We start from the raw sequence: 9,259 nt of genomic DNA, 5'->3' as shown, positions 1-9,259 counted from the left end.
GGTGACGGGTTCATCTGCACGTCCGGTAAGGGCATGGAGTTGTACACGGAGAAGTTGATGCCTGCGGTCGCGGAGGGGGCGGCCAAGGCCGAGCGTGATGTGGCGGAGATCGACAAGATGATCGAGATCAAGATTTCGTACGACACGGATCCGGAGTTGGCGCTCGAGAACACGCGGTTCTGGGCGCCGTTGTCGTTGACGCCGGAGCAGAAGCATTCGATCGACGATCCGATCGAGATGGAGAAGGCGGCGGATGCGTTGCCGATCGAGCAGGTCGCGAAGCGGTGGATCGTGGCGTCGGATCCGGACGAGGCGGTGGCGCAGATCCGCCCGTACCTCGACGCCGGGTTGAATCATCTCGTGTTCCACGCTCCCGGGCACGATCAGAAGCGGTTCCTGGAACTCTTCGAACGCGACCTAGCCCCGCGGCTGCGAGCCCTCTCATGATCATGAGTTCCGAAGTCATCGAATCCCCGCTGTGGAAGAAACTTGCCGATCACCAGCAGGAGGTCGCCGCTCTCCATCTGCGGGAGCTGTTCGAGACCGATCCGGACCGCGGCACGGATCTGACCGTCACCGCAGCCGACTTGTATGTGGATTACAGCAAGCACCGGGTGACCCGTGAAACCATCGGACTTCTACTCGATCTCGCGTGTGCCGCCGGCGTAGAGGAACAGCGCGACTCGATGTTCGCCGGTGCACATCTCAACGTGTCCGAAGACCGGCCGGTCTTGCATACAGCGCTTCGCAGTTGCCGGGATTCCACTCTGGTCGTGGACGGCCAGGACGTCATCGGTGATGTCCACCATATCCTGGATCGTATGGGTGAGTTCACCGATCGGATCCGATCTGGAGACTGGCGCGGGGCCACCGACAAGGCCATCCGAACCGTGGTCAGTATTGGCATCGGTGGCTCGGACCTTGGTCCTGCGATGGTCTACCGTTCGCTGCGCCACTACGTCGACGGACCTGAGGTGCGATTTGTGTCGAATGTCGACCCCGCGGACTTGCTGTCTGTGTTGTCGGACCTCGATCCCGCCAGCACACTGTTCGTCGTTGTTTCCAAGACGTTCTCGACCCTGGAAACCATGACCAACGCGAAGTCTGCGCGCAGATGGCTCACCGGTGCGCTCGGCGAAGCCGCGGTCCAGCAGCACTTCGTCGCTGTATCGACCGACGCCGACCGGGTGGCCGCCTTCGGCATAGACCCGGAGAGCACCTTCGGATTCTGGGACTGGGTCGGGGGACGCTACTCGGTGGGCTCGGCCGTCGGACTTGCAGTAATGGCGGCCATCGGCCGAGAACGATTCGCGGACTTCCTCGATGGATTCCACCGGCTCGACGAGCACTTCCGGATTGCGCCGCTCGAGTCCAATGCTCCAGTGCTCCTGGGTATGCTGGGCGTCTGGTACGCCAGCTTCTTCGGCGCCGACTCACGCGCCGTGCTGCCCTACTCGAACGATCTCGCACGGTTCCCGGCGTACCTGCAGCAACTGACGATGGAATCGAACGGAAAGTCCGTCCGGGCGGACGGAACTCCGGTCACAACAGGCACCGGTGAAGTCTTCTGGGGTGAACCCGGCACCAACGGTCAGCACGCCTTCCATCAGCTCCTACACCAGGGAACACGATTGATCCCCGTTGACTTCCTGGGGTTCGCGGAACCTACCGAGGACCTGCCGACGCTCGACGGCGCGGGTTCGATGCACGGCGTGCTGACGGCGAATATGCTCGCTCAGTCGAAGGTTCTAGCATTCGGAAAGACCGCCGCCGAGATCACCGCCGACCGGACACCGTCCGAGCTCGTCCCGCACAAGGTGATGCCCGGAAACAGACCTTCGACAACCATTCTCGGAACGAAACTCACACCCTCGGCCCTCGGGCAGCTGATCGCACTTTACGAACACCAAGTCTTCGTGCAGGGAGTGGTGTGGGGTATCGACTCGTTCGATCAGTGGGGAGTTGAACTCGGGAAAACATCGGCTCTGGAATTGGCTCCCGCGCTATGGGACCTCGACCGCACCGATCATGTCGTGGATAGTTCCACGGCTGGGTTGATTCGCACCTACCGTCTGGCGAGGGGAGAACACAGTTGCCCGCTTTGATGTTGCGGCTCCCGTCACCAACTGCCGAGTCCTGGGATTGGCAGCTCTCCGCAGCATGCCGGGGTACCGAAACTACGATGTTCTTCCATTCCGACAACGAACGAGGCGAGCCCCGTGCGCGTTGAATACGCGCCGCCAAACAGCTGTGCCGAGGATGCCCAGTGCGTGCCAGGTGTCTCAACTACGCACTCGACGCATACGAACCCCACGGAATCTGGGGTGGCTACACCGAGGACGAACGAAGGAAACTCTGGCGCCGATAGGACACGCGAAGCTCATCAGCATCCATTTGGAGTGAGAATGCACGTCAACAACGGGCAAACGTCGTCGGAGTCTGTCGTCCGCGAGCGTAGCCAATCTGCTAGTGATGTACCGTGCTCAGTCCATATGGAAGAGTAGAGATCTCCCGTAATGCTGAACCATTTGACACTTGGCGCAACGAGGTACACCACTTGTGTCCAGGTGATTGGGTGCCTCGTTCGCAACAAAGCCGTAGACAGGACCCCTGGTGACTGAGACAAGCTCAATGACCCCACACGCCCCGGCACCGTCCGCGTCTGCGATGCGGCGGGTGTTGCGGCGGGCGCGGGACGGTGCCACGTTGAACGTGGACGAGGCGACGGTGTTGTTGCAGGCGCGCGGCGAGGATCTGGTGGATTTCTGTTCGTCGGCGGCGAAGGTGCGTGATGCCGGGTTGCTGGCGGCGGGCCGACCGCGGGCGGTGACGTATTCGCGGAAGGTGTTCATCCCGTTGACCCGGTTGTGCCGGGACAAGTGCCATTACTGCACGTTCGTCACGGTGCCCGGCAAGTTGCGGGCGGAGGGGCGCGGGGCGTACCTGGAACCGGACGAGGTCCTCGAGATCGCCCGGCAGGGCGCCGAATTGGGCTGCAAGGAGGCCCTGTTCACGTTGGGGGACCGGCCGGAGGAGCGGTGGCCGGAGGCCAAGCAGTGGCTCGACGAGCGGGGCTACGATTCGACGCTGGACTATCTGTGGGCGATGTCGATCCGGGTGCTCGAGGAGACCGGGCTGCTGCCGCACCTGAACCCGGGTGTGATGAGCTGGGAGGAGATCTCCCGCCTCAAGCCGGTGGCCCCGTCGATGGGGATGATGCTCGAGACCACCTCGACCCGGTTGTTCACCGACAAGGGCGAATGCCATTACGGCAGCCCGGACAAGGATCCGGCGGTGCGGTTGCGCACCCTGACCGACGCGGGGCGGCTCAGTATGGCGATGCGCGAAATCCGCAAACCGGGGGCGAGTACGACCACATCCGCAGTGCGCGGAGTACTCCAGTCCAATGCCGCCTCGCGATCCGAGGCGCTGAACTTGATTCTGCGCAGCTAGGCGTTCAACGCGGGGAAGTTCAGCTGAGGTGCTCGCCGGGCCGACGACAGGTGATGCCGCATCGCCGCTGCGGCGGACTCCGGGTTATGTGTAACGATCGCCGCGAGGATGGCCTCGTGCTCCCTGACGGAGTCGGCGCGCGGGTCCGCGCGATCGCCGTCGCGGTACTGCTGCATGACGAGCGGATAGAGCAGGCTGTCGACGAACCTGGTGAGGGTGGCCTGCCGCGCCGCCTGCTTGACCTGTTCGTGAAACGTGCGGTTGAGGTTCCAGTATTCCTCGCGCCCACCGGGTACCTGCAAGTCCCACATGCGCTTACATGTTTCGGTCATCGCGGCGATGTCTGCCTCGGTGGCGCGTTCGGCGGCCTTCGCTGCCAGTTCCGACTCCAGGACTGCGCGGGTCTCCATTATCTCGATCGCCTCGTCCACCGAGAACGTGCGAGTGCGGGCGCTGCGGTTCGCTTCGGTGGTGACATAGCCCTCTTGCGCGAGGCGCGCCAGTACCGACCGGATCGTCCCTCGTGAGACCTGGAGTTGGGTGGTGAGGCCCGACTCGGTGAGGCGTGAGCCTGGTTCGTAGTGACCGGAGAGGATCAGGGCGCGCAGGTCGTGATACGCCTGCAGCGTCCGGTTGCCGCCCGCATCGAGGCCGCCTTCGGTGTCCGGGTCTGCGCCCGCAGCTAGCACCATCGTGTGACACCTCGGGAAAGTGCGGACCCGAGGGCAGGCAGATCCCGCACCCCGGCCACGTCAGTCGGTCCAGAACGTCGATGCCACGGACCTCACAAGGTCAAGCTTCGCCGCCTGAACATCGGCCGTAAGGTCCGGATGCGACTCGACCATGGAGGCAAAACCACACTGGGTAGAGAGCGCGAGTTGACGGCAGAGACATACTTCGATGCATCGCGTAGGCGATCGAGGATCAGTTCTTCGCTCTCGACCGCTGACGTCTTCGTCGATACGAGCCCGAGGACAACAGCCTTGTCCGACGGAGTCGCGGCCAAGGGCTCGAAAGTGCCGGATCGATCGCGTCGTCGTACTCGAGCAGGAACCGATCGAACCCACTGCAGCGTGCGAATAGAGCCGCTGCAACGTAATCGTATCCACCCGCCGCCATCCACCGACCGTGACGATTTCCCCGGCAGAGATGGATGCCAAAATCGACCCCAGCCACGTCAGTGACAGAGTTCAGTAGATCGAGTCCCTCCGTGAGAATTCGATCGATCGAAATGCCCTGTCGCTCGTACCATGCCCGTGTCTCTCGCTGCACGAGAGTGGCGATCTCCGGTGCATCGATGTGGATGTAAGTGCAGCCCAGCGCTGCCAGTTCACGAACCTCCTCTCGAATGATCGCGGCGGCGTCGTCGACCATCTCGAATGCATCGCGGTAGGCGGCAGTGGAATGCTGTGGTGACCAGCGCAGTAGCATCATCAGGGGACTGGGCAGCGTCACCTTGACGGGAGTTCGAGCACGCGCTCGTGCGTAGGCGAACTCCTCCGTCACCGCCGAGCGACGGAGACGGAGCCGCTCAGTGACCACAACGGGAAGCTCCTCTTCGACAGGTCCCTGCGGGGTGTACCACGTCCGCGTCACTTCGGGCACATACTCGAGTCCGTCGATGTTCTCCGTTAACGGGCCGGTGAAGATACCGCGGCGCAGTTCGCCGTCCGTGATCACGTCCAGGCCCGCGGCTTCCTGGACGGCGATGGCAGCGTCGACCGCGCGATCCTCGATGACCTTGAACGCGTGCGTCGATAGTCGACCGTCGGCATGGTCCTGACGGGCACGGACGAGATTCGGTTGCCGTAGGAGTGATCCAACGACTTCAGCCCGGATGGGACGCGACGACATGAGTTCCTCTCACTTCAGTGAAGAATGCGTTACAGAAGCCGACGTGCGGCGTCGGCGTGCGGGTTATCGGTCGCGTGACCGTCAACCCAGGGTGGATTGTCCGGAGTAATCCCAGATGTACAGGGCTGTTTTACTTGGTCAACCAACGCTATTCGACTTCTGCAGCTTCTCGATATCTTTATGCAGTTTTGCAGTGTCGAAGTAATCTCTCCAGTGTAGAAGTCGACCGTTCTCAGCCTCCAAGACACCGGCCACGCGGATCGTCAGCAACGGTGTCCCATCCGCCGTGCAGAAGTGATCGACGCGCTCGGTCAGCACTTTGTTTCCGGACGAGGACATCAAGAGGTCCTCGACGCGCATGTGGTCGAACGAGACTGGGAATGCGCGAGCGAAGGCCACTGCCTCGTCGCGACCGACCGTTCGCGCGAGACCCACGTTCTCCCACACCGTGCGTTCGTCGAAGTATTGATCGAACGAAGACCAGAAGGCTTCAGCAGTCGGCCCAAGTGATGCGAAGTAGCTTTCGACCAACTCCTCTGCGGAGCTACCGGCGACAGTCATAATTCCCTTTCGTCGCGATTTCATGCGGGCTGACCAACGGTTTCTCCGTCGTATCGAACCGCTCCCCAGCGACCGAGTACATGACGTCCTTCCGAGTGGCAACGATTCGCGTAGAAGACCGACGGTATGTCGCCAACTGCTCCGGAGCATCGACCCTTTGACCGACGGCGAACGGCTGGCCATCCGGCACCTACTACGTCATCTGACAGACCTGAAGTTCAGCTGGCCCGGACTGGGCCCGCGACTATTGAGGGACCTCGCTTATGCGGAGTATGCGAAGTTCACGATCCTCGATGTCGAAGCGCCGCAGCACATCACTCGGGCCCGCGCTCTGACGCGGTGGTGGCGGGGCCGGCAGGACGCGATCCGCGGCGGTGACGGGTTTGGTGGCCGGTTCACCCCGGGGTTCGTCATCGATGCCCTCTACCCTCAGGATGCCGGTCCGTTCGAACGGTGTGCGCGCAGAATGCGCGGGCGGCGTTCGATCACGCACTGTCCGCGGAGATCCCGACGGTCGAGTTGCTCGTCGAGCATGCCGGTGGCGGCGACGAGACGTGTGTGAAGGAGAACGGTGTGGTGGTCTACCCGCAGATTCCGGCCGACCGGCCCGAGGCCTGACCCCAGGCCGAGGGCGCGTAGCGCGGACGGAACAGGGCATCCGAGATTGGTGGATCCGATCCGCGTTTCTCGCGGCCGCGATCAGGGCAATCCCCGCGGTCCCGATCGGGTGCACGTTGAACGAGCCATTCGCGTGGATCGCGGGTCGGGACGGAGGTGAGCGAACCCCGCCAGCCACTGGGGGTCGGTTGGCGGGGTCGCGGCACCGGCTCGAATGCGGGGGAGGGCCGGTGCAACGATGAGTGTAGAAAGTTCGGCACGACGATTCGGATGTTGTGACGCAGGACACGCCACTTTCTAGGTGGGATGTTGCGGTCGTCGGATCCGACGTACCTTCCTCATCGATGATGCGGCCCTCGGAGCATGGGTGTGCGAGCCTGTGGTGCGTGGAACAGGGTTGTCGCGCTCACTGGTGGCCACGGGATGGGTGTGCCGGATCCGCGCCGGTGGGCGTGGCGCCGGGACCTCGACCGGCCGCGTGGCTAGGGTCGGGTAGGTGAGCGGCAGCGAGCGAGTGGTGATGTTCGACATCGACGGCGGTCTGGCCGACCTGTCGGCCTTCACCCACCTCCTGACCGGCGACTCGGACGGAAGCCGCCGACAGGCGTGGCAGCGGTTCTTCGACCATGTCGGGCAGGCGGCGGTCGTCGAACCGGGCCGAGATCTGGTGGAGGCGGCGGCCGGTCTGGGGTTGGTGGTGGTGTATTCCACGACCCGGCCCGTCTCCTGCGCGGAGCAGACCCGGATATGGCTCGGGGGGAACGGATTTCCGCCCGGTCGCGCGTTGTTGTGCCGCTCCCGCAATGATGTCCGGCCGGCGGTCGAGGTCAAGGCCGGCCACTGCCGGGCCGTGGGGAAATGGTTGTCAGCGTTCGTCGACGACGAACCAGACACCGTGGACGCACTGCGTTCCGGCGGGGTGCGGGCGCACTCGTTCGACGAGTTGTCGGGCCTGCGGGTCCGCGAGCTCGAGACGGTGCTGGCCGCCGGGAGTCCCGGTGCGCGGACCGGCGACGGGACGCGCCGGCGACGGCGTCCACGCAGTACACCGCACCACCGACCGGGCCGGGTGGCCCAGAGATCGCCCTGAACCGAGACTCGACCAGACGCCGGCGATCGGTGTCGAAGCGACTCCCTAGACTCTTCACTCATGCTGACTGCCTGGGGCGATGAGAGCGGATCGCAGCCCCCGACCGCGATCCCGACATTTACCTGATCGCGACAGCGTTGTGCGACGAGGACGATGTTCCGGAGATCCGCAAAACGATGGAATCGTTGCGTCTGACGACGGAGAAGAAGGTCCATTGGCACGGCAGCAGCGCCGACCGCCGGCACGACCTGGTCGAGGCCATCGCAGCCCTCCCGCTGGCAGATCTTGTCGTCGTTCACACCGAAGCCGCGGTCTCCGACCGGCGCCACCGCAGAAAGTGCCTGGAGTATCTGCTCCCCAACCTGGCCGAGATGCCGTGCAGTCACCTCACACTCGAATCCCGCAGTCACCTCGACGCCAGCGACGTCGACATCCTGCAGAAGTTTCGGGCCCAGAAGGTGATCACCTCGTCACTGCGGGTGAACCACGCCGTCGGAATGGTCGAGCCGGCGCTCTGGGTCGCGGACATCGTGTGTGGCGCGGTGGTCCAATCCCGGGTCGGGAATCCGAGCTACCTGGCGAAACTCTCGGGTGCGGTCGACGTGCGACAGATTTGACCTGGAAACGACGCGAGCCACAGGCCTCGTCGTCCGGCGAGTTGTCCTGTGGCTCACTTCCAGCCCCACCTCGATGGGGTGGCTTCACCACGGAATATACCAATCACGTCGCATTTCTTCCAATGAAGATGCAATTCGCCTGCTCATCGGCGCAAACGGTGATGCCGACGCTAGTAGGCCCCGATATGGGCAGCCGCGTCCATAATGGTCGAGAAGGTGGCTGCAGTCGCACCGATGTCCGTGATTGCCCAGACGTGATGCGCTTTTGTACTGGTGGCCGTTCCCGGGCTGACGGCATATTCGAGTCCTTTCGCCGTCGCTGCGGATCGAACATCTTTGCCGGTGAGTTTCTTCGGACCGCCCCACTTCAATCCGTTCTGCCGAGCCCTGGCCTGTGCAGTGAGTTGGTATTCGGTGGGCGCCCCGAGCTCTAGCGCGGCGGCGCGGAGCTGCGACCGGAGCGCCAGTCGGTCCTTCTGGATGAAGCGAACTGCGGACAGTGCCCACAGCATCGAACATGCGATGAAGTGGACGAAGGGTGCCGGGTCTGGTTCCTCCGGCACCGGAATGAATTCGTAGCCGTTTGATCCGGGCGACTCGTCGAGCGCGAGGTATTGGTCGGTCAGCATTGGTGAGGCGTGGTTGAAGCCGCACAGGAAGCGGTAGATCACGTACAGATCGCGACCTCGTTCGAGATCGTTGGTCATCTCCGCGAACTTGTCGGCTTGCGTGTCAGACGACGATTCGATGTCGAGGGGATCGGTGCTCGCGACCTTGGCGGCCACCTCGCGGAGTTCTGGGCTGTCTGCGTAGCGCAGACTGGCCTGCATTGCTCGCCGGGTGGCGGGTTCCCGCGCGAGCCAGGCCTGGACGCCGTCCACGGATTGAGCTATCCACATGGCGGTAATCGAGCACTCGAAGCACGCCCTGATCGTCGGAATCGAGACCAGCACCCCGTCGGAGGCAATGTCATCGAGGGCAGCAGCCGCCAGCCGGCGCACATGATGGGCGAGGGACAGCACCCGGGTAGCCTTCGCCGGGTCGAACTGACCGCCGCTGATCACCT

At 63.5% G+C, this 9,259-nt stretch carries 10 protein-coding genes and 1 pseudogene; 7 read left to right on the top strand and 4 right to left on the bottom strand.

All coding sequences use genetic code 11. The annotated features are described in order from the left end of the window. The 4 genes and pseudogenes from ACFTZB_RS01415 to cofG all read left to right on the top strand — a co-directional run. On the top strand, nucleotides 1-447 hold a 447-nt coding region (locus tag ACFTZB_RS01415; protein WP_378429753.1), incomplete at its 5' end, for an LLM class flavin-dependent oxidoreductase. Between the two features lie 2 nt (nucleotides 448-449). Beyond that, nucleotides 450-2,105, top strand: a complete 1,656-nt coding sequence (gene pgi / locus ACFTZB_RS01410; RefSeq protein ID WP_378429759.1) for a glucose-6-phosphate isomerase — start codon at nucleotides 450-452, stop codon at nucleotides 2,103-2,105. Between the two features lie 125 nt (nucleotides 2,106-2,230). Next, complete coding sequence (locus ACFTZB_RS01405; RefSeq protein WP_378429758.1) at nucleotides 2,231-2,368, top strand: WhiB family transcriptional regulator; 138 nt, start codon at nucleotides 2,231-2,233, stop codon at nucleotides 2,366-2,368. Nucleotides 2,369-2,631: 263 nt separating this feature from the next. Beyond that, nucleotides 2,632-3,337: pseudogene (cofG, locus tag ACFTZB_RS01400) on the top strand (7,8-didemethyl-8-hydroxy-5-deazariboflavin synthase CofG); the annotation flags it as partial. Nucleotides 3,338-3,449: 112 nt separating this feature from the next. On the opposite strand, the gene ACFTZB_RS01395 reads toward cofG, so the two are convergent. The 3 genes from ACFTZB_RS01395 to ACFTZB_RS01385 form a co-directional block, all read right to left on the bottom strand. After that, nucleotides 3,450-4,145, bottom strand: a complete 696-nt coding sequence (locus ACFTZB_RS01395) for a GntR family transcriptional regulator (protein WP_378429752.1) — start codon at nucleotides 4,143-4,145, stop codon at nucleotides 3,450-3,452. A 232-nt stretch (nucleotides 4,146-4,377) separates the two neighbouring features. Then, the gene (locus ACFTZB_RS01390; protein WP_378429751.1) at nucleotides 4,378-5,307 is read right to left on the bottom strand and encodes a hypothetical protein; all 930 of its coding nucleotides are present in this window, start codon (nucleotides 5,305-5,307) and stop codon (nucleotides 4,378-4,380) included. Nucleotides 5,308-5,445: 138 nt separating this feature from the next. Further along, on the bottom strand, nucleotides 5,446-5,868 hold the full coding sequence (locus ACFTZB_RS01385; protein WP_378429750.1) for a limonene-1,2-epoxide hydrolase family protein: 423 nt from the start codon (nucleotides 5,866-5,868) through the stop codon (nucleotides 5,446-5,448). A gap of 453 nt (nucleotides 5,869-6,321) precedes the next feature. Between ACFTZB_RS01385 and ACFTZB_RS01380 the strand changes: the two genes are divergently transcribed. From ACFTZB_RS01380 to ACFTZB_RS01370, 3 genes are all read left to right on the top strand, one after another. After that, entirely contained in the window at nucleotides 6,322-6,486 is a 165-nt protein-coding gene (locus tag ACFTZB_RS01380) for a hypothetical protein (RefSeq protein ID WP_378429749.1), read from the top strand. Nucleotides 6,487-6,982: 496 nt separating this feature from the next. Further along, entirely contained in the window at nucleotides 6,983-7,576 is a 594-nt protein-coding gene (locus tag ACFTZB_RS01375) for a hypothetical protein (protein ID WP_378429748.1), read from the top strand. A 176-nt stretch (nucleotides 7,577-7,752) separates the two neighbouring features. Continuing rightward, nucleotides 7,753-8,193, top strand: coding sequence for a hypothetical protein (locus tag ACFTZB_RS01370; protein ID WP_378429747.1), 441 nt, complete (start codon nucleotides 7,753-7,755; stop codon nucleotides 8,191-8,193). Between the two features lie 170 nt (nucleotides 8,194-8,363). On the opposite strand, the gene ACFTZB_RS01365 is transcribed toward ACFTZB_RS01370, so the two are convergent. Beyond that, nucleotides 8,364-9,257 carry a hypothetical protein gene (locus tag ACFTZB_RS01365; RefSeq protein ID WP_378429746.1) on the bottom strand — a complete coding sequence of 298 codons (894 nt, stop codon included), beginning with the start codon at nucleotides 9,255-9,257 and terminating at the stop codon, nucleotides 8,364-8,366. Nucleotides 9,258-9,259: the final 2 nt, after the last annotated feature.

The organism is Rhodococcus sp. NPDC057014, assembly GCF_042673295.1.
Lineage (GTDB): Bacteria > Actinomycetota > Actinomycetes > Mycobacteriales > Mycobacteriaceae > Rhodococcus_F.
The sequence above is the reverse complement of the archived record's forward strand: the minus strand, read 5'-3'. Positions and strand labels throughout refer to the sequence as shown.